We start from the raw sequence: 19,622 nt of genomic DNA on the forward strand, positions 1-19,622 counted from the left end.
GCCCACAGGGCCTATGCCAGACGGAACTTCACGACGAGAGGCGGTGCGATGACCGATGTAAGCAAAGCAGACTGGCTGGCGGTTGAGGTCCAAGACGCGCGGTTGCAGGTCTGGGCGATGCAGGGCGGATCGGCGCTTGAGACCGCCACGGCGGAGTGCGACCCGGCGGGCCTGACCAGCGCCTCGGCCTTTGACGCCGCGCTCAAGACACTCACCGCGCCGTGGCAATTGCCGCGTTTGCCGGTCTTCGTGGCGGGCCTGCCCGTAGGCTGGACCGACGCCGCGCCCCGCATGGTGCCCTGCACCGCCACTGCCGAAGGTGCGACGCCTCTCCCCACGGATAACTTCGACCTTCAGGTCATCCCCGCCCTGCGGCAGCAAAGCCCCAGCGGGCTGCTACGAGGGGCCGAGACACGGATCGCGGGCTTTCTGAGCCTCAACAAAGACTGGGACGGGGTGATCTGCTTGCCAGGCGCGACTTCGGTCTGGGCGCAGATCAGCGCGGGCGAAGTGGTGAGCTTTCAGACTTTCCTGACCGGGGAATTGCTGGACCTTTTGGGCGACGGCACCCCAGCCGAGGGCACGGCGCTGGACGACACGGCCTTTGACGATGCGCTGAGCGATGGGCTGTCGCGGCCCGAGCGGCTGGCGGGGCGTTTGGCCTCCATCCGGGCTGATCTGGCTTTGAAGGATATCCCGCCGCCCACGGCAGAGGCGCGGTTGGCTGGCACGCTGATCGGCGCGGAACTTGCGGCGGCGCGGGCCTATTGGCTGGGGCAAACGCTGGCGGTGATCGGCACGGGCGGCGCGGCGCAGCTTTACTTGCGGGCTCTGACCCAGCAGGGCGCCCCGGCGACAGAGGCCGAGGGCAGCCGCATGGCGCTGGCCGGAATTTGCGCGGTGCGGCGGGCAGCAAAGGGGGGCTAACCCCCCTACGCGTCAGTCTTTCTTTGGCCCGTCAGTCTTTTTCTGCATGTCCAGATTAACGAGGTCTTCGAGCATATCCAGCAGGTCTTCCATTCGCTGCTTGCCAAAACGGGCTTCGAAATCCGAAAACAACGCGGCGGCGTCGCCCGCGTGGTCTTGCAGCACCTGCTGGCCCTGATCGGTGATCGTAACGATAGATTTGCGCCCGTCGTCGGGGTCACTGGCACGGCTCAGCAGACCTTCTTGCTCCATCGCGCGCAGCATGCGGGTCAGGCTCGGCAGCAACAAACAGGCTTGCTGCGCCAGCGCTGTCTGCTCCATCGGGCCGGATTCCTCGACCACGCGCAGAACGCGAAACTTCTGTTCCGAGATGCCGCTTTCGTTCAGGATTTCCCGGATCGGCCCCATCACCCTTTCCCGCGCGCGCAAAAGCGCAATCGGAAGGGAGCGGGCAGTGCGGCGCAGGGGGGGCATTGTGGCCATTCTTGACGGTTTCCTGATCGCTACTTACCAAGTCAAAGAGCGCCCAAAAGGGCGTGACGATCACCATAACCGCTGCGGCATCATTCTTGAAGAGGCCAAGCCGCGCGGAACAACAGTGAGACAATACAACAACATGGGGCACAGATTACGTATGACAACCAAGATTATAGGCCAAAGGAGCCGCGGATGAACTGGGAGGATTTCCGCCAGTGGGGCCGCCGTGCGGCCGATTGGGCCGCAGACTACCACGCGGGCCTGCGCAATGAACCCGTCCGCGCACAGGTCGCCCCCGGTGCCGTGCTCTCTGCCCTGCCCGACGCCCCGCCCGAAGGGGCCGAGGCGATGCAGGCGATTTTCGACGATTTTGAGCAGACCATCATGCCCGGCATGACCCATTGGCAGCACCCCCGGTTCTTTGCGTATTTCCCGGCCAATGCCGCGCCTGTCTCGGTGCTGGCGGAATATTTCGTCTCTGCCATCGCGGCGCAGTGCATGCTGTGGCAAACCTCTCCGGCGGCGACAGAGCTGGAAACCCGCGTCTGCGATTGGATGCGCCAAGCGATCGGTCTGCCCGATGGGTTCACCGGCGTGATCCAAGACAGCGCCAGTTCCGCCACGCTTTGCGCCGTGCTGACAATGCGTGAGCGGGCCTTGGACTGGCAGGGCAACAAAGCGGGTCTGTCGGGCCAGCCGCGCCTGCGGGTCTATTGCTCGGCAGAGGTGCACACCTCGGTCGACCGCGCCATTTGGATTGCGGGGCTGGGCGAAGAGAACCTTGTGCGTATCCCTACCCACGGCCCAACCCGCGCGATGGATGCCGATGCCTTGCGCGCCGCTATCGCTGCCGACCGCGCGGCGGGGCATCAGCCCGCGGGCATCATCGCCTGCACCGGCGGCACCAGCGCGGGGGCCAGCGATGATATCGCCGCCGTGATGGATGTGGCCGAGGCCGAGGGGCTTTATACCCATGTCGATGCCGCTTGGGCCGGATCGGCGATGATCTGCCCTGAGTTCCGCAGCCTCTGGGCCGGGGTCGAGCGGGCCGATTCCGTGGTCATGAACCCGCATAAATGGCTCGGCGCGCAGTTTGATTGCACCACACATTTCCTGCGCAATCCCGACGATTTGGTCCGCACATTGGCGATCCAGCCCGAATACCTGAAAACCCACGGCGCGGATGGGATCGTGAACTATTCCGAATGGTCGGTCCCACTGGGCCGCCGCTTCCGGGCACTGAAACTATGGTTCCTGATCCGTGCCCATGGGCTGGAAGGGCTGCGCGAGATGATCCGCAACCACGTGACATGGGCGCAGGACTTGGCCAAACGGCTGGAGGCGACGGAGGGATTCGAGATCGTGACCCCGCCAATGCTCTCCCTCTTCACCTTCCGCCACCTCGCGACCGCAGACCTTGATGCGCATAACCAAGACCTGCTCAATCGCATCAACGATGATGGCCGCATTTACCTGACCCAGACCCGCATCGACGGAGCTTTGGTGATCCGCTTTCAAGCAGGTGCCTTCACCGCCACGGCCGAGGATGTGGCCATGGCCTATGATGTGATCACCGAATTGGCCGCCGCTGGCACTTAAGGCGCGATCAGGCTGACGCCCGGCATGGCGCGGATGATTTCGACATCCGCGTCATAAAGCGCCGTCATCCGCTCGACCAATTCCTCGGTCCAGCCGGGCATGTCGAGTTCTTCTTCGATCTCTTCTTCCAGCGCGTATTTGTCGAGAAACGCCGTGATCACACGCCGTTTCTGCGCCTCGGACATCTCTGGATGGGTGTCGAGATAGCTGCGGAACCGTCGCATCCCTTCTTCGGACATGATGGCGTGCAGAAGATCAAAGCCGCCTTTGATCTTGGTCTCCGGCTCCAATCCGGCCATCTCGCGGATGATCTGCGCCCAGATCAGCGGCGTGTCTTCGTTGCACCAGACTGTGATCGGAATGCCCGGCGCCGCTTCGCGCAATTGGGCAATCGTCTCAGACCAGCGCAGGTCTTCCGGCCCCCGCTCCCCCCAGAAGGCCCCCGAAGTCTTGTCCGCCGCTTTGTCATAGAGCACCGGCACCAGCGACGCGGGGTTTCGGATCGCCATAAAGATGCGAATCTCGTCCTCGGGAAACAGCTGCGCCATGCGTAACATCCGAACGGCGGCCGCGGGATAGAGCACCCCCTCTTGCAACGCCGTGGCCGGCGAGCGAAAGAAGTTCGCATCCGACAGGATCACTCGGCTGGCTGCGTCCTCATCGAGAATCGCATCAAGCAGAACATCCCGCGCCACCTCAGAAGGCTCTGCCTTGTGCATCGCGTTGAGCGTATCGCGAAACAGATTGCGATAGGTGCTGGGCCCGGGCACTTTGACGCCGGTTTTGGCAAAATCATCCTGATTGCGCAGCAGGCATTTCAGCAGCCGCTCGTCTTCCGTGAAATGAACACCTGTGTGCAAAACGAGCTGCATGATACTCCGCTCAACCTTGAAAATCTTGGCGATGAATAGCCCGTCCCGCGCCGCGTGTAAAATCCGAAAGAAACTCTCATTTCCCCTCTTGCACCCCCCGCGCCATTTCTCTAAATGAGCCCTCAGTGCCCCTATAGCTCAGCTGGTAGAGCAACTGATTTGTAATCAGTAGGTCCGCGGTTCGAGTCCGTGTGGGGGCACCACTTATTTCCTAGATAAATCAATCTGTTACATCAGGCCGCATTGAGCATGCTATTTTGGTTTTGACGTATGGGGAACGCTGGGGGAACAATCGACAGTTTTTGGTGACGATTTATGAAGTTCGGCCCATGCATAGCCATGCATAAAAAATATCGACCTCTGGCGAAGTGTTAAGGCCTGCTACTGGTGCGAAAGGAGGAGTGGCAAAGTCTGCCACTCCCCGGAATTAGAACTAGGTCGGCAAATTTGCCTAAGCTTCACCGCCCCCCGCGTAGATATTTGTTATCCGCCTGCGACCGACTATTCTGCTGGATGCCCTTGCGCGTCACCTCAACGGCAACACCGGTTGCCTCCGTTCTCACGCGGGAGGCAAACATATCACCCTCTTCAATGATAAGCTTGATCGTTCCGCGAGCACCGCCTGACCCGCGCAATGCCGCCTGCGCCTGCGGCACGTTGAGAATGCCGCCAGACTGCGAAGGAACGAACACCTCACTATTCGGCGTGTTCTCGTTCACCAGATAAGCGCCACCAGAGCGCACCGGGCCACCATTCGCCCGCGCCCCGCTAAACGCGCTGATGATGCCGCCGAGCAGGCCACCGCCCCCGCCTTTGCCAGCGAACATGCCCTCACCAAACAGCAGGTATTCCAGCGCCGCTCGCTTGAGGCTATTCGTGAAAGCGTCCATCGCATCTGCGCCGCCCATAGCCGCGTCAATGATGCTGTCTTTCCACTCGCCCTGTATTTTCTCCATCTGGGCCATCTTGTCGCGGGCGTTTTCATATTCACCCGCCAGCTTGCCCACGTTGGCCGCTTCGGCGTCGATCTTTTGCAGCAGTTCGTCGGTGATATCCAAGCCGCGTTTCTTGGCCTCATCCAGCAGCTTGTGCTTGACGGTCAGCGCCGCGACTTCCTCCTTGGACTTGCCGAGCATTTCGATAGAGCGTTGCAGCTTTTCCAGTTCCTTTTCAGCAATGCTGAACAACGGTTCTTGCTCACGTCCACCACGACCACCGCCCGAACGGGACCGACCACCGCTGGACGATCCGCTGCCGCTCTCCAAACCACTCACATCGCCCGAACCGGAAAGGTTAGGCACATCGAAGCGCGTCCGCGATGGCCCCCTGTTGATGAGGTTGCCATAGCCGAGATTGGCGTTTGTCACGTCATTGGGGATCGGGTTGCGACCACCGCCCTCTAGATTGTAGCCAAGCTTGGGCTTTTCCGGCCCTGCCTGTTCTTTTGCAATCTGCCGCGCGAAGCTAAGCGCAATGCCGAAGTTTTTCGCCAGCTTCGCCGCCTCATCAACCCCCGCTGAAATGCCCCCCGCTAGATCAACACGGGCGATCTGCTCTGCCGCATCTTGTCCTTCTTGCAGTCGGGCAGCCATTTCGCGGGCCTTCTCCTGCGCCTGCGTGACGCCATCAACAACGTCTTGCGAAACTGTGTCGCCAGCTTCGACTAGCAGATCACGGATTAGGCCAAGCTGAGTTGCCATGGCAGAGAAATCGCCAGCATCACGCGCAGCTTCCAGCCCAGCTTGAGCCTGAGAGATTTGGTTCAGCAGGTCCGGCGATATGTTGATTTCCTGCGCCAGTGAACCGATGTTCGCAAAGTCGCCTTCTACCGCCGCAAGCTCTTCGCGCAGTTCGGCCAGTTGCGAAAAGAAGTGCTGCGGAACGGGCTGCCCAGTGTTCTCAAACATAGATATACTGGTTTGCAGCTTTTCGATTTCGCGCCGAACATCCTCAGCAGCCTTTCGCCCTGCGTCTGTGTTCGCAGCAGCCAGTGCAGCAGCGACTACGCCAGCCGATGCCTCGGAAGCCTTCGCAATTTCGCTGGTCACGTCTTCAATGATCCCGCTGACCTTTTCCAAGGCTTCGCGCTTGTCGATTTCAAACAGTGCCAGCGCCATATCCCGAACTTCCTCGGTCAACTCGCCGTATTTTTTGCGCAATGTCTCAAGGTCTGACACGTCTGCCGCAGTCGCGGACATTGCAGCAAGCGCCGCGTCCGCTTCGCCCACACGGTCAGCGAAGGTCTTGGCCTTTTCCTTGGTTTCCTCGGTTGCCTCGCCAAGGTTCCACAGAACAGCGGCCAAAGGCGCACCAACGGCCAATACAGCGCCCATGACAGCGCCCCACGGGCCAAGGACGCCCAGAAGCTGCGAACCCTGCTGCGTGAAGGCTGTCAGGGCTGATGTGCCACCCTGCACCTGCACCGCGAAGTCACCAACCTGCCAGCCTGCTTGCTGGAACATGTTGCGGTTACGGGCCATGAAACCCGTCTGCGCCGCAACCGTGCTATTCATTGCGAGGACCCTGTTTCTAGTCCGCTCGATCTTATCGACGGTCTGCTCATACTCGCGCTGCAAAAGGTCCATGCCCTTGGCGTGACGCGCCGTGGTCAGCGTCCCGGCCTCTAATGCCGCGTTAAGCTGATCCTGCTTGCGCCTCATGCGCTCCTCAGCCGCAGCCAAAGGATTGAACTTACGCTCAAGGCGGTCAATTTGAGCGGCTGCTGTTTTGGCGTTCTTTTTGAATTCTTCGTTCTTAAGTTCCAGCAGGATCGCGATACGCTCAGTCTGCTCAGTCATGATTTGTCTCGCTTCTGCTGGTGAAAGTTTCGTGCCGCGCCCCGCCTTTGGGATAGGGCCGCACGATGTCAGGGTTTACCCACTCTCTGACTAACGGACCTGCGTTTAGGGAAACCGTACAAGGCCGCAGGCTGCCGATCTGGCGCTTGGTGGCGAGGTAGGGGACACCCCTGCTTTCGCCACCAGATATTGCGCACGGAGGAGCCGTAGCCGGTAAGCGAATTCCGCCCCTCCATTTTTTTATCGGGCGGTACCCCTTAGAAGCTGCCATAGACCAGCGCGTCACCATTCTTGACCGCAAGTGCCAGACGGTTTTCAGCCCGGATCGTGACCAAGTTCTTGGTGAAGTCGTCGTTCTCGAAGCCAACCTCAACGCGCGGTTGCCAGCGGTCGAAGAGCGTCCCTACCGATGCGAAGTCACCGACAAGGAACGACCCTGCTGTCATGCTCTTGGTGACAATGACGGGCAGCCCGAACAGGCTAGGCGCAACAACTGTCTGCGGATCGCCCAGCAGATACTTGCCGTCAGTGTCTTTGAGCAAGCGCATAGCCCACCAGTCAGACGGATGGAGGACCATGCCTGTGGGCATATAGTCGGCAAGGGTGCATTGCAGGATGCCAACGCCGATGGTGTCGATATTGGTTGCGGGTGTGTAGCCTGCCAGCGTTGTCGCATCATAAGCCGTTGCGTTGGGCGTAAGGCCGTCGAGGTTCGAGCCTGTGTTGTTGCCAAACAGAAGCTGCTGCTCCTCGACCAATGTCAGACCATAGCGCAGCTCACTGTCGATCATGCCCTGCACCTGTGGCGCGTCAGACATGATCTGGTTGCTGGCCTTGGTGAAGTGGGCAATGACCCGCGTGGGGATGTTCTTCAGTTCCCACTCGTATGTGCTTTCAGGCTTGGCCGCGCCCTCAGCTACCGTTGCCGCGTTATTCGTGCGCGTAGTCTGAGAGGCATATTCAACGGTGCCGCTGTCTGTCGCGATGACGTTGAGCAGCGCCCGAACCGGAAGCCGCGTCTGGGGCATCATGTTGGTCTGATCGCGCATAGGCACGTCGATAGCCCCGCCAGACGTTGCGCCGGTGGTTAGGGCTTTGACGTTCATCTGAACGCTGCCAGAGTTGCGCTGCGAAAGGTCGCTCAGGTCTTCACCCTTGGTCGCAATGAACTGTTGGCCCCATGTCTGCGGTGTAGGGTCACCGCCACCGCGCCGGAGCATCTTCTTTTCAACATCGTCCAGGGTGCTGCTCAGCCCCTTGGTGTCCTTCTCAATGCCTTCTAGCCGCGAATTGGTAGCGTCCATCATATCGCCCAGCTTTTGCGCCAGCATGTCGATGGGGTCTTGATCGCCAGATTTCGTGCGCAGGTGTTCGATTGCCTTGCCTGCGGGTGTGATGTGCTTGTCGTGTTTCATGCTCGTGTCCTCATGATGTTGGTTGCCGCGTCGATTGAATCCGCCAGCCGCTTAAGTTTCTGTTCGTCATAACCGTCTGCCAGTGCAGACCAGCCGCCAGCGGCAAAGCGGGCCGCTGCTTTCTTGGACAGGCCACATTCGCGCAGCATGTCGATTGCCTCTGATTTGCTTTCGAGGGATTTGAAGCCTTCGATACGGGCTGCCGGGTTGGCCGGGACCGTAACGATTGAGACTTCGTAGAGCTCGACTTCGACCAGATGGAAGATACCCTTGCCCGCGTACTTCCGTCCGTCCTTTGATGCCTTGTAGCCGATGGAAAGCCCGCCAGCGTCCCGCGCTTTGATATGCTCGTAAGCGTCACGCCCGCGCTCAGTCTTGAGGTTCAGGAACCCTTCGACCCGCAAGCCCTTGCTGTCCTCGCTCATAGAGGTCCAGCGCCCGATTGGCTGCTCCTGCATGTGCGACCAAAGCATTACCGGCATTTCGCCGCGCTGCTTTAGGTCTGCCAGCGACTTGGCGAACGCGCCGCGCTGGACAACTTCGCCGTGCCGGTCGGTGTTGCCGAAGATCGAGCCATAGCCCGAAATGCGGCCTTCACTGTCAGCCTTGAGATCAAGCTGAGTTGCCGTGGCGGTGTTTAGATCGTGGTGGAGTTTGATGCTCATAGTTCGACCCGCTGAATACGAAAATTGGAAGGCCGAAGCCCGTCCGTCTGCGTTTTTCGCTTCGTGCGCGGTGTGGTGGCCGCTGCGGTCGAAGGTGAACTGGCGGTAAGGTAGCCGCTCAATTCACTGGGATAGTAGCATTTGTAACTACTCATTGTCAATGCCCTTTGCCTTCCGGGGCAGGCTCAAGATGGGCAAAAACGCCGCCCTCGATCTGGTCTGCGATGCTGCGGAATGCTTGGGCCGTATGGAATGCGCCATCCACCTTGCAGGCTTGCCCTGCTGAGAACGTAAGCAGCCGATCCAACAGCATGCCCATACTCGCCCCTTGTTCGAGCATCAGTTCTGCCGACTGGTGAATGATCTGATCACATGCTTTGCGGGTTTCCTTCGATGCGTCCGTCATTGGTCGTCGCCCTCCCGGCTTTTCTTGCCTTCCTTGGCTGCAATCTCGTTGAGGTCGATTAACGTCCGAGTGGCGTTCGCTTGCTGCTGGTACCACTCCGCCTTGCGCCGCAGCGCCTCGATCATGAACTGCTGAAGCTCTGGAGAGTCCTCCGCCATGTTGGCTAGGATTTCGATAAACAGCAGCGGATACTCTGCGTTCTGCTCCACCATCGGCTGAATGAAGTGCTCTTGGAATTCGGTCATGCTGTGACCCTTTCTCTCTGTAGGTACGTGGTAAGTAAGGATGTCCCAAAAATGGGAACGTGAGGTCGTCGAAAAGTGCTGTTTCCGTTCCAATTTTGGGAACAACTTGTACCAATTTTGGGAACGTGAAATTGCCCCACGTTCCCATTTTGGGAACTGTGCTGTACCAATTTTGGGAACGGGGTTTTATTCATAGATCAGCCCCTACCAGCTTCATTAGCTGCGCAGTTTTCCGGGGGTTGCCGCCGCGCGGGTTATGCACTGCGCCTTTTTGTACATTGAAGTCCGCGCCCGGTTTCCAGTCGACGTACAACCGCCGCCCCGCTGATCTGTCGCTATGTGGCAGGCTGATTTCCGTAAGCTCAAAAGCCGGTGACTTGGCCTCTCCACCCAAGCCAAGCCTTGCTGGTTCAACCACCACGACAAAGCCCTTAGCCTGTAGATCATGGAACGCACGGGCCGCAGTCTTCACGTTAACGCCCATGCGTTCCGCAGCTTGTCGGACGCTCAGCCGCAACTTGCCGTTGTTGTTCGCCTTTGCACCGCGCCACTCTAAGCGAAGCCACGGGTAAAGAGCCTGCGCACAAGGCGAGAGCGCCCGCCAAGCGGGCGTCTCCATCATGTTGCGCGTCATCGCGGTAAAATGCTCGGCGCGGCGCTCATTCTTGCGATCACGTCCCATCGCTTAATCCTCGATCATCTGAATGTCGTCGGCTCCGCCGTCTGTTCGGGTGAACAGGGCGTTTACCAACTGGCGCATAACGGGCAGTTGCCTGGGGGAGGGGGACCAACCCCGGCGGCGTGACTGCTTCAGGACAGATTTAGCGAAGCCTTCGACCCAAGGTTCCTCAGCCAATTGCGCGACGGTCGGCAGGTGGTGCAGAAGTCGCTCGATCTCAGCGCCTGACGCGGCCTTCTGGAACGGTTGGCGGGTGTAGTAGGTCATGACGCCCTCCCGATAAATTGCATCAGGGTGTCGCGCTCAGCCTGTTCTATGTCTTTTAGGACGCGCATTTGGTGCGGGGGCAGATGATACTCGATAGCATCCCGCACCATGTCCCTGATCGTGTCGGGCGGAATAGCGTCCAGCTCAGCCGCAAAATCATAGGGCCATCGCTGGTCCGCAACGGTGTTCCGTTTCGCCGGTCGTGTCGGCAGGCCAAGGTCGATGACCTGATCATAAGAAAGACCAAGATGATTGAACTTGACCGGCACATCGAACTCGCAGCCGAACCGCTCCACCTTCTCCTGCAATGATCCCGCCGCGTCTCTGCCTGAACGATCGAAGTCATAGAGCGCATAAATAACTAGCGTCTTGCTTGAACCTCGCATTGCATTGACAGCGCCATATGCAAAGGTTTCGGAGGTGTATCCGCCGGTCGGCATAAGCGGGACATCATACTCCGCCGTAACGGGGTAAAGAACACCGGCCAACGCCGACTTCTCCAGCCAGATTTCAACCTCTTCGCCGGATTCTGCCCATAGGCTCTTGCGATAGAGTTGTGCCGTTTCCTCTAGCGCGGCCTCCCACCCGTCATAGGTTCGAGGTTTGCGCATGTAGCGGGTCGAATCCGCGATACAGTAATATGGGAGACGCCCGGTGCGGCGCAGTTCAAGAACCTGCGCCTGCACTTTATTGTAGCCAAGTTCGCTTTTCTCAATGCCCGCAATCTCGGCAACGGTCGCTGCATAAAAAAGCTGTCGGACGGTCACCGGAGAATGGGCGTTGGCGTAGGAAATGAGAAATTCCGCCCGACTGTCCATCTCTTCTTTAGTGGCGCGGCGGCGCTTTAACGGGCTAGCCTGATAAACGCTCATGCCAGCACCTCGCCATCTATGACGCCAAACAACGCCACCGACGCGGTGCGGTAAGCTGTGTCATCGTCGAGCGCCTTCAATGCAGCATAAGCCAGCGCAGCACGTTCTCGCGTGGTCGTGCGCGCCTCTAGGATCAGGCTCAGCCCTTCCCATGCCTGTGAGGTGTCCAGCGTCAGAGCATAGCCAATCGAGCGCACTGCGCGTTCGCGGTCGTCTGGCCGGGGCCTATTCATTTCTGCATCCCGGCCAGACCGAAGTCGCTCAACGCTGTTGGTGGAACGGTCCCAATAGAAGACCGTTGCCATATTCTGAGAATTTGCGTACTGATCGGGGTGTAAGCTGCCCGCTTTCAATCCCGCGCCGGTTCCCGCTCCAACGGGACCGGCGGTTTCTTTGATATGGGTGTTCAATTATTCACCCCGCGCCGTTTTGATTTCCTCGTCGGTCAAACCATTGGAATTGCCGCCAAGGCCAACCCACTCAATCGAATGGCTCTTGTCGATCTCGTCCAGCTTGGTTTCCAGCATACGGATCAATGCTGGCACAGCCTGAGCGCATCGGTCGAGATTTTCGCGCTCCGGTGCGTTGTCGTCTACCAGTTCAAGTGCCGTGAGAATTACGCGGGCCTCGTGCAGCAATTCCGAGGTGCGCTCATAATTATCGCGTTGGTTACGAGGGATCATGCCGCCACCTCGCGCGCTTCGAGCCAAGCGACTATCTCGGCTTCTTTCCAGTAGCGGCGGCGTCCAATGTAAATCGGGCGGGGAAAGTTCAGTTCGGAGTTTTCCAGCCAGCGCCAAAGGCTCATGTCGCTGATGCCGCCGCACATCTGCCGGACGGTTGCCGCCTGAATCCGGCGGTGGGGGTTGCGGTCATGTTCCGGGTTGGTCGCCCCGGCCTCGCGATTGCCGCGCTCTGTTGCAGTTTGGGTGTTCATGGTGCCACGTCCTTTCTTGTTAGAACCGTGGTCACCTTCGCCGCTAAATTTGGTTTGCGGCAGTGTATGCTAAATTCAAAAATTAAAGGACAGGTCCAAACCCGCCTGATAGGCCTTGCGCGCGCCTTCCACGCTATTCACTAAGGGCAATATCTCGGCTATCTCAGGCCATCCAGACGGCGCATTTTCTTGTCCTAGCTCTTTCGCTTCCCGCGCATCCATGGCCCGCAAGTAGGTAAGCCATTTTTGGGAATGCCTCCTTTTCTGAATGGTTTTCCCGTGTCGGTGTTCTTGCACCGCTTTTAGTGCTCTTTCGGCAGCTTCAAGTTGCGGTCTTAACGGCCGATCTAAGTCAAAATCAATCCGGTGGTGGCGCTCTCCAAACTCTATTCGGCTCTTATTTAAAGTAGTCAGACTACGGTCTAGCAACTTTGGAGTGGCCCAATAAGGATGTTCGGCGATCTTTGGATTTGGCAGCTTCTCAATATAGGTCGGGTCATTCGGGTGGATCAAATACGTACCGACATAGAACCCCGGTTCATCGGGAGTTCTTACGCCGTCGGGAGAGGCTGAGTTGTCCCATTTCCACAGATCTAAAGCTCTCTCGTACTCCTCATCTTTCTTCGCCTCAAACTCTCTCCTAAGGTCGTCACGACGCCGTAAAAACTCCCAGAACCATCGGCTTTGGTTCCAATCATCTGTGCGCCCGTACGCAGCCGCACTACGCCAATCTGGAATGCCCCATTCGTTCATGCTCGCGCCTCGCCAATCCGCACCACGTTATCCGCCGTGCCTTCCACAAGATCGACCACCATGCGCGCCCAAGCGTTCAGCGCGTCCCGCTTTTCGTCGGCATAGTCATGGCGCTGATATACGCTCACGATACCCCCTGCCGATCCACTCACATGGTTCAGGACAGCCTCTGTCACGCGCACTGGAATACCAAGCCGCGCCATACCTGTCGCAGCGGTGCGGCGCAAATCGTGAAACGTCCAATGGGGAATTACTACCGGTTCGCCAAGCTCTTCACTGGCGACCTCTGCCATGCGTTCGCCAATGTAATTCCGGCCCTTGTGATAGCCCTGTAATGGGCTTCTGCCGGTCGTGGTGAAAACATAGCCCTTATCGCCCTTGATGCGCTTCACGCTCTCTAAAACGTCCCTTGCGGGTTCTGATAGCGGCACGTCATGGGCGCGCCCGTTCTTAGTCCGGTCAGCGTCGAGATGCCAAAGATCCCCGCTAACCTCGTCGTCGGTCATTTTGGCTACCTCTCCAAGCCGCTGGCCCGTCAGAAGCAGCATTTTGCAAAGGTGGCCCCACGGCTGCCCGTGCCGGGTGCAAGCGATCCAAAGCCAGCGGATTTCATCATCGGACAACACACGCTCTCGGCTCTGCTCCTTAGCCACCGGTTTGATGCCTATAGCAGGCGACTGGTCGATAATGTCGCGCTCAACGCACCAATTCAGAAATTTGCTTAGATATGCCCGCACTCGGTTCGCGGTCACAACTCTTCCGCTATCTGCGATTCCGTCGAGCAGGTCGATCACGTCGCGCTTGGTGATATGGTGAACGTCACGCTCACCCCATGCCGCGACCACATGCCTGTCCATCTCACGCTTCACGGCTTCCCCGGTTTTCAACTTGGAGAGGTGCCGCTTGCCGAATTGGTCGACAAGTGTCGAAACCTTGTCACGGCCCGATTGTTCGATCTCAACCCGCGCTTTCGTTTCGGCTTCTTTCTCGCCTGCCGGGTCGCGTCCATCCTGCGCCGCGATTAAGACTTCACTGGCGCGTGTCCGTGCTTCCGCCAGCGAAAGTAGGGGGTACTTTCCCAAAGTCATGCGGCGGTGCTTCTTCCCGAACCGGTAGCGGACCTGCCAGCCCTTCCGCCCGCTCGGCTGAACAACCAAATAAAGACCCGTCATTAGGGAATCCGGCACCTCTTGCCGCTTGTCTGTGATCTTCCACTTTTCAACCCCGGTTGCCGTCAGCTTCGCCATGTTCGCCCCCTCAAAATCTGTTCCCCAACCCGTTTGGGGAACATCCTGGGGAACGAAAGCGGTGTTTTATACCGTTCCCCACGGAAAGCCACATTGCATAACATTACCCGTATTTACAAGCTATAACTTATACATACGGGTCTGGGATAGTTTTACATAGTTAAGCATAGTTTGGTGCTTATAACTGATTTGTAATCAGTAGGTCCGCGGTTCTTATCTTACCTTGACATTAGAACGCATTAAAACAGCCCTACACCTCTACCAAATGCTTGAAGCCGTTAACGTTTCCTGACCTTACTGCGCGTATTGACATGCACACCTTAATGTGTATCGTCGGAGCCCCTTTTGGAGGCACTGGAACAAATGAAGAACTTTACACGAGTCCGCTCTAAATGGGGAAAATATGACACCCTTAGGTTGATTGATGACGATGGAGAATTTCTGGATGTCATGGACACGTTTGTGGCCGCACTCATCAAACGCGGAGAAGCTTCTGCGACCGTAGACAGATACTCAAATGTAGTTGCCCAGTTTTTAGACTACCTAGTCGAGGTCGGAGTGTTTGGCCAACCCAGTTCGCGCTACGAGATCCTGAATGCCGTTGACTGGTATTTGGCTGCACGTGTCGCTCGTCCGGATGCACTTAACATTAGCTCTGATGCTGAGGGATACTTCCAAGCTGTTAGCAATTTGAAACAGAAAACATTGAGCCGGAAGTCCGCTCAAAACGCCGCCGCCGCCATAAATCGTTTTCTCGAACTCTCTGATTACTGGTCCACGCTGACAAACGATATGGCTGATTGGGACGGCATCGAAGTCGTTGAAGGAGCTGCACCAATGGAGCTATTCAAGGTTCTGAAGAAAAGCCATCGTTCTGCCACTGAAATTAAGAGAATGATGCAGAAGTCCATGCTGGCGGGTGTAACGCGTTGGAAGCCCAATGGGATCGACAGGCCGAAAGGTGGGATGTCTATATCCAGCAAGATTGGCGGAGAAACATCCAGTAAAGATAATGAAATGCTGGATTATCCCGCAGAATACCTGATGCCTCTTCTCGATGCTGCCAACTGCTTCCGTGATCAAGCCGTCTGGTCACTCATGGCAGGCGCGGGCCTGCGCACAAGTGAAGCCATACAACTACCATGGGAGGCTATCGACTTCGATAATCGGGAGGTCTTCGTCCATGACCCAGAGAGCCATCGATATGCCGACCAATTACCTCAACGATATGCGCGACGGTTTAAGGGGCGCAGATTTTCTGAAACCTATATTATACCTCAGCTACGAGACATATTCTTCGAAGCTCTCGAAAACTATCTTCGATATGAACACAGACCTATCACTCCTGATCGCATGGTCTTTCAGGACATTAGAACGCTCGGGAACGGACGTCCCTATAGCCTCGTGCAGGACAATAATCGAATTAAAGCCTTTCATGCGGCGGGCATTCGATCTGGCGCTCCTCGCAAGCCGAATGGTAAACCATATACGCCCCACTCGCTGCGCCACTTCTACGGCGTGTTCATGCTGAACTTCATTCCAGTTGAAGGAGGATATGGGCTCAGGCTTCCGGAAGTTCAAAAGTTGATGGGTCATGAGGACAGTTCATCGACAGCGCACTACGCGCGTGAAGATCCGATTATTCTTGAGAGCAAACTAAGAATGATCGATCACTTTGCAATGGGACAGACTGACAAAGAGCGCGACATAAGGGCCTGGATTGCCAAGCGGCACACCGACATTGCACAGCGAATGTTGTCCAATATGCCCCATGGAGACAGCATATGATCAACTTGAGCAATCACCTGCTAATCAAGTCCATCAAGCTGTCAGACCTCCACCGAGCCACGACGGATACTGTTGAACGAGCGCGAGTTCGATACGACAAAGAGGGGACCAAGACAGTCCGATACGCGAAGTTCCGGGCGCAAGAGGTCCGTGACGCGGTATTTGCAGGAACCGATCCAACTCGGATCGTTCAAGAGCTGTTCGATCTCGCGCAAGGAGTGAAGAACATCCATAATACACTTGTGCAGAAGCTCAAGTGGTTTGAAACGGCCCCTGAGGGTATAGTTCGCAAAGGACTGCGATCGACCGCAAGACTAGTTTTATTCCGCCTATGGCGAGAGGCGAAGATCATATTACCCATTGGCTTCGGATTTCGAAAGACCGTTAACCTCGAACTGAGGAAAACAATGGGCACGGAGTTGCTGCGCTTCATTTCATCATACGAGGCTGATCAAGACGCGATGAATGATCATGGCGTCCAAGTTGAATATAGAGTTAATCAGCACAGCTTGTCCTGGATTTACTCGACCGACTGGCACAAATTCTCCGACATCACAGTAGAAGAAGTATTCAACCTGAACAGTCATTTGGTTAATCTTCACCAATCTGCTACAGCAAAGTGCCCTCCGCCATCAGTTCTAGTTGTGATTAACATTTTATCTGAAACGAACCTTCTTAGCTTCTCGTCTGAAGAGGTCGAACAACAGATCAAACGCAGAGCAGCAGAATTTTCTGGCAAGCGATCGCAGGACCGAACAACGGAACCATATGTCCACGGGGGGCGTCGCAATTGCGGCTATTTTTCCTTGCCGGTTCACTTAAATGGCACCCGTTGGGAATTTCCAGAATCCGTAGCAATGAATTGGAATGAACTTTTCGAACAGTTCATCGAATACAGACAAAAAAGAGGGTTTGAAGATCACAGGTTTGGGAAAAATCTACACGCTTTCGCTGACTACATCTCATTTTACCTTCCACAAATCTGTCATGAATCGCGGATCGCTCTCCCCCTAATTCGTGCTCCAAAAGACTTCAAGCGTTACCCCTTTTTGGATCAGGTTGGGAAAGCGCAATCATTCCCAACTTTTGTAGACTTCCTGAAGTCGAGAAACCTGACACCGGATAGCCAAAGAACCCACGTTTCGGCTCTCAACAAGTTCTTCGATTGGGTGGCCTATATCTACGGTGATCATGAGTTTGAGCATATCGCGGGAGGCTCGTTTGTTAACCCGATCATACCCGAATTTCTCATTCCGAAAACGAAGAAGCGCTACAAGACGAATAAGATTCCGTTTAAGGCCGACGCCTTCCCCCACCTCATCAAATGGCTTTACACGATTGAGAGCTTCGGCGATCAGCTTACCAAGGAAGACGGAAACCAACTCCTTGGTTTGAAGCTCACCCACTACAACGATCATCATCAGATTCTAACTGACATTCACCAAGTCCCTCTCTGCTATCAGCATCAGGGCGAGACCTTTCAGGTTCACCGTATCCCCCAAGTCCTTCTGGTTGGCTCCAAGAGCGCGGCAAGGGGTTTAAACCTCAGCGCACTGAGGATGGTTATTCTCGCCTTGGACACCGGTCTCCGCTTCCAAAGTTGTCAGTGGATCGATCGCGAGGCTTGGGGAATGCATTTACCCAAACTCACGCCAGACGATGAATATTTTAAGCTCCACATCAACACCGACAAATCGAGAGATGAACCGTGGGATACGATTGTTCCCATTCGAACGTTTCAGATGCTTCAAAGACAACAGGAGTATCTGGAAATGCGTGGAGTGCAATCCAGAAAGTTTCGCTACGAAGGTCGCGAAAGCAGCAGGTTTGGAGATGTAACACCCCTTTTCGTTGATGCTTATGGCAAAGTCATTGCCGACCGTTCTTACGATGATTTTTGGTCTGAGGTTCTCTACGCCTTTACAGCATTTGCCGCTTCTAACACTCTCGGCCTTGATCCAATGATTGAACTTCGAAAGCCGCCAAACGTCAAAGGGGAGATCGACCCAGGGTCAAACAACAGGCAGGGATATCCATATTGCCGAATCCACATAAAGAGGATTCAAACTCCTCATTCCTGCCGTTCAACCTACGTTTCGCGTAGAAGTGGCGCCACGGGCCTGACCGTTATTGCTGATCTCATCGGTCACCTCAATGAAACTACAACCGCCCACTATGACTATCCTGATATGCAAGAGCTTTTGAAAGCATTGAGATCGGCAGAGGAAGACCTTGAACATCCAGAGTTAGCGCGCACAAAAACAGCTACAATCAAGCATGGTCCTGCCGCTATTAAAGCTCGATCCGTCAACAGCGCGCTACAAAAGTCTTTCCGGGCGGACCGAAACGAAACAATTCATCGATTTAGGATGATAAGCTTGTCCTCGGCGTTATCTGAAGCGGACGCGACTGGTATTCAGATCCTGCGGCAGTCTCCTGCGGCCACTATCGTTTTCCGTGATACGCACATCTGCCCGGTAGGCGAAGAGTGCCCCGTGGATGTTATCCAGACTGCTGGAGGCCCTATGCGCTGCGGGGTTTGCAAGCTCTCCTGCAAAAGCATCGATCATCTTCCGGCAATTACCGCCAAAATCCGCGCGCTAAAGTCTCGTATTGCATACAGCAGCAATCTTTTTTTAAGTATCAAAGCGTCTGGAGATCGGAACGAAGAGCTTCATTCAATCGCAGCTCAGAACGAGCTCGACTCCTATGAACTCGCCGGGTGGCAAGAGACGGAGATCGTTCTTCGGGATATGCTCGACGACGACGCAGGTGGCATCCATACAGACGAGCCAGAAATTATAAGAGATCATCTCCAACGAGTTGTTCGCACTTCTGATCAATCGCAGTTCTTGGCGGAACGTCTTCTCGATTCAGATGCTTATCCAGCGCTGATCACCGATGATCTTAGAATTAAAGCGGGACGCCTTCTATCCAGAATCCGCCGCACTGATGTTGAAGAACCTGATCCTGACGCTGAAATAAAAGCGCTTTCAGGGGCTTTAAAATCGCGAATGAAGGCTCTTGGCATCAAACCTTCAGAGGCTGGAACACTCTTGGACAATCCAAAACAACTGTCGGATAAAACACCGCCATCGATTACAGCCGGAGACGATTGACATGCCAGCTCCTAGAGGGTCAAGAAATGCCGCCTTATATCAACAAAGACTCATGGACCATACGGCCAGTAGAGTTGAATTGGCACTATGTTGATTGTCACTGAGAACTGACCCGGTATTTTCACCGAGATTTGACCCACCCTCAGTTATGCGTCGTGGTCTATGATGCGGTCAATGTTTTGGCCTCCTTTGCAGTTTTCTTTGCTGCCTCAGAACTGACCTTGAAGCGGTAGCTGTCGTTTCCGGTTTCGAGGATGTGGCAGCGGTGGGTAAGCCGATCCAAGAGAGCGGTGGTCATCTTTGCATCCCCGAAGACCTGCGCCCATTCTGAGAAGCTAAGGTTGGTGGTGATGATCACACTGGTGCGCTCATAGAGCTTACTGAGCAGATGGAAGAGCAGCGCCCCGCCAGATGAACTGAACGGCAGGTAGCCGAGTTCGTCCAAAATGACCAAGTCGACCTTCGTCAGCGTCTCAGCCAGTTTCCCTGCCTTTCCAAGCGCCTTCTCCTGTTCCAACGCATTGACCAATTCTACGGTCGAGAAGAAGCGGACCTT

Annotated in this window: 21 protein-coding genes and 1 tRNA gene; 6 read left to right on the forward strand and 16 right to left on the reverse strand. The window is 56.2% G+C overall.

Going from position 1 to position 19,622, the window contains the following annotated elements:
* Positions 1-48: 48 nt before the first annotated feature.
* A complete protein-coding gene (locus A3722_RS07085) occupies positions 49-927 on the forward strand; it encodes a 2-dehydro-3-deoxygalactonokinase (RefSeq protein WP_067627983.1) in 879 nt (292 codons plus the stop codon).
* A 12-nt stretch (positions 928-939) separates the two neighbouring features.
* Here A3722_RS07085 and hpaR read toward each other — a convergent pair whose 3' ends face one another.
* On the reverse strand, positions 940-1,410 hold the full coding sequence (gene hpaR / locus A3722_RS07090; RefSeq protein WP_236627358.1) for a homoprotocatechuate degradation operon regulator HpaR: 471 nt from the start codon (positions 1,408-1,410) through the stop codon (positions 940-942).
* Between hpaR and A3722_RS23905 the strand changes: the two genes are divergently transcribed.
* Both A3722_RS23905 and A3722_RS07095 read left to right on the forward strand, forming a co-directional pair.
* Positions 1,403-1,600, forward strand: a complete 198-nt coding sequence (locus A3722_RS23905; protein WP_150120191.1) for a hypothetical protein — start codon at positions 1,403-1,405, stop codon at positions 1,598-1,600. The two genes, hpaR and A3722_RS23905, sit on opposite strands and share 8 nt — an antisense overlap.
* Positions 1,597-3,003, forward strand: coding sequence for a pyridoxal phosphate-dependent decarboxylase family protein (locus A3722_RS07095; protein WP_067627986.1), 1,407 nt, complete (start codon positions 1,597-1,599; stop codon positions 3,001-3,003). Before A3722_RS23905 ends, A3722_RS07095 begins: the two co-directional genes overlap by 4 nt.
* Here the strand turns inward: A3722_RS07095 and A3722_RS07100 are convergent.
* Positions 3,000-3,875 carry a hypothetical protein gene (locus A3722_RS07100; protein ID WP_067627990.1) on the reverse strand — a complete coding sequence of 292 codons (876 nt, stop codon included), beginning with the start codon at positions 3,873-3,875 and terminating at the stop codon, positions 3,000-3,002. The genes A3722_RS07095 and A3722_RS07100 overlap by 4 nt on opposite strands.
* 127 nt (positions 3,876-4,002) lie before the next feature.
* On the opposite strand from A3722_RS07100, the gene A3722_RS07105 reads away from it, so the two are divergent.
* A tRNA-Thr gene (locus A3722_RS07105) sits at positions 4,003-4,078 on the forward strand.
* 255 nt (positions 4,079-4,333) lie between these two features.
* On the opposite strand, the gene A3722_RS07110 is transcribed toward A3722_RS07105, so the two are convergent.
* From A3722_RS07110 to A3722_RS07170, 13 genes are all read right to left on the reverse strand, one after another.
* The gene (locus A3722_RS07110; RefSeq protein ID WP_067627993.1) at positions 4,334-6,673 is read right to left on the reverse strand and encodes a hypothetical protein; all 2,340 of its coding nucleotides are present in this window, start codon (positions 6,671-6,673) and stop codon (positions 4,334-4,336) included.
* 257 nt (positions 6,674-6,930) lie between these two features.
* Entirely contained in the window at positions 6,931-8,088 is a 1,158-nt protein-coding gene (locus A3722_RS07115; protein ID WP_067627996.1) for a phage major capsid protein, read from the reverse strand.
* Positions 8,085-8,753 (reverse strand): HK97 family phage prohead protease, encoded by a 669-nt coding sequence (locus tag A3722_RS07120; protein WP_067627998.1) that lies wholly within the window; start codon positions 8,751-8,753, stop codon positions 8,085-8,087. Before A3722_RS07120 ends, A3722_RS07115 begins: the two co-directional genes overlap by 4 nt.
* Positions 8,754-8,910: 157 nt before the next feature.
* The gene (locus tag A3722_RS07125) at positions 8,911-9,159 is read right to left on the reverse strand and encodes a hypothetical protein (RefSeq protein WP_067628001.1); all 249 of its coding nucleotides are present in this window, start codon (positions 9,157-9,159) and stop codon (positions 8,911-8,913) included.
* Positions 9,156-9,404 (reverse strand): hypothetical protein, encoded by a 249-nt coding sequence (locus A3722_RS07130; protein ID WP_067628004.1) that lies wholly within the window; start codon positions 9,402-9,404, stop codon positions 9,156-9,158. The genes A3722_RS07125 and A3722_RS07130 overlap by 4 nt, the downstream gene beginning before the upstream one ends.
* Positions 9,405-9,594: 190 nt before the next feature.
* Positions 9,595-10,086: a helix-turn-helix domain-containing protein gene (locus A3722_RS07135; RefSeq protein ID WP_067628007.1), complete on the reverse strand. Its 492-nt coding sequence runs from the start codon at positions 10,084-10,086 to the stop codon at positions 9,595-9,597.
* Between the two features lie 3 nt (positions 10,087-10,089).
* Positions 10,090-10,350 carry a hypothetical protein gene (locus A3722_RS07140; protein WP_067628010.1) on the reverse strand — a complete coding sequence of 87 codons (261 nt, stop codon included), beginning with the start codon at positions 10,348-10,350 and terminating at the stop codon, positions 10,090-10,092.
* Positions 10,347-11,222 carry a hypothetical protein gene (locus A3722_RS07145; RefSeq protein WP_236627359.1) on the reverse strand — a complete coding sequence of 292 codons (876 nt, stop codon included), beginning with the start codon at positions 11,220-11,222 and terminating at the stop codon, positions 10,347-10,349. Before A3722_RS07145 ends, A3722_RS07140 begins: the two co-directional genes overlap by 4 nt.
* Positions 11,219-11,455, reverse strand: a complete 237-nt coding sequence (locus A3722_RS23910; RefSeq protein ID WP_150120192.1) for a hypothetical protein — start codon at positions 11,453-11,455, stop codon at positions 11,219-11,221. Before A3722_RS23910 ends, A3722_RS07145 begins: the two co-directional genes overlap by 4 nt.
* A gap of 177 nt (positions 11,456-11,632) precedes the next feature.
* Positions 11,633-11,905 (reverse strand): hypothetical protein, encoded by a 273-nt coding sequence (locus A3722_RS07155; RefSeq protein ID WP_067628020.1) that lies wholly within the window; start codon positions 11,903-11,905, stop codon positions 11,633-11,635.
* Positions 11,902-12,159, reverse strand: coding sequence for a helix-turn-helix transcriptional regulator (locus A3722_RS07160; protein WP_067628023.1), 258 nt, complete (start codon positions 12,157-12,159; stop codon positions 11,902-11,904). Before A3722_RS07160 ends, A3722_RS07155 begins: the two co-directional genes overlap by 4 nt.
* A 75-nt stretch (positions 12,160-12,234) precedes the next feature.
* Complete coding sequence (locus tag A3722_RS07165; RefSeq protein ID WP_067628026.1) at positions 12,235-12,912, reverse strand: hypothetical protein; 678 nt, start codon at positions 12,910-12,912, stop codon at positions 12,235-12,237.
* Complete coding sequence (locus A3722_RS07170) at positions 12,909-14,159, reverse strand: tyrosine-type recombinase/integrase (RefSeq protein ID WP_067628029.1); 1,251 nt, start codon at positions 14,157-14,159, stop codon at positions 12,909-12,911. The genes A3722_RS07165 and A3722_RS07170 overlap by 4 nt, the downstream gene beginning before the upstream one ends.
* A 363-nt stretch (positions 14,160-14,522) precedes the next feature.
* On the opposite strand from A3722_RS07170, the gene A3722_RS07175 reads away from it, so the two are divergent.
* Both A3722_RS07175 and A3722_RS07180 read left to right on the forward strand, forming a co-directional pair.
* Positions 14,523-15,947: a tyrosine-type recombinase/integrase gene (locus A3722_RS07175; protein ID WP_067628032.1), complete on the forward strand. Its 1,425-nt coding sequence runs from the start codon at positions 14,523-14,525 to the stop codon at positions 15,945-15,947.
* Positions 15,944-19,066, forward strand: coding sequence for a site-specific integrase (locus tag A3722_RS07180; protein WP_067628035.1), 3,123 nt, complete (start codon positions 15,944-15,946; stop codon positions 19,064-19,066). The genes A3722_RS07175 and A3722_RS07180 overlap by 4 nt, the downstream gene beginning before the upstream one ends.
* 160 nt (positions 19,067-19,226) lie before the next feature.
* Here A3722_RS07180 and A3722_RS07185 read toward each other — a convergent pair.
* On the reverse strand, positions 19,227-19,622 hold a 396-nt coding region (locus tag A3722_RS07185; protein ID WP_161488215.1), incomplete at its 5' end, for an ATP-binding protein.

The organism is Sulfitobacter sp. HI0027 (assembly GCF_001634775.1).
Classification (GTDB): Bacteria; Pseudomonadota; Alphaproteobacteria; order Rhodobacterales; family Rhodobacteraceae; genus Sulfitobacter.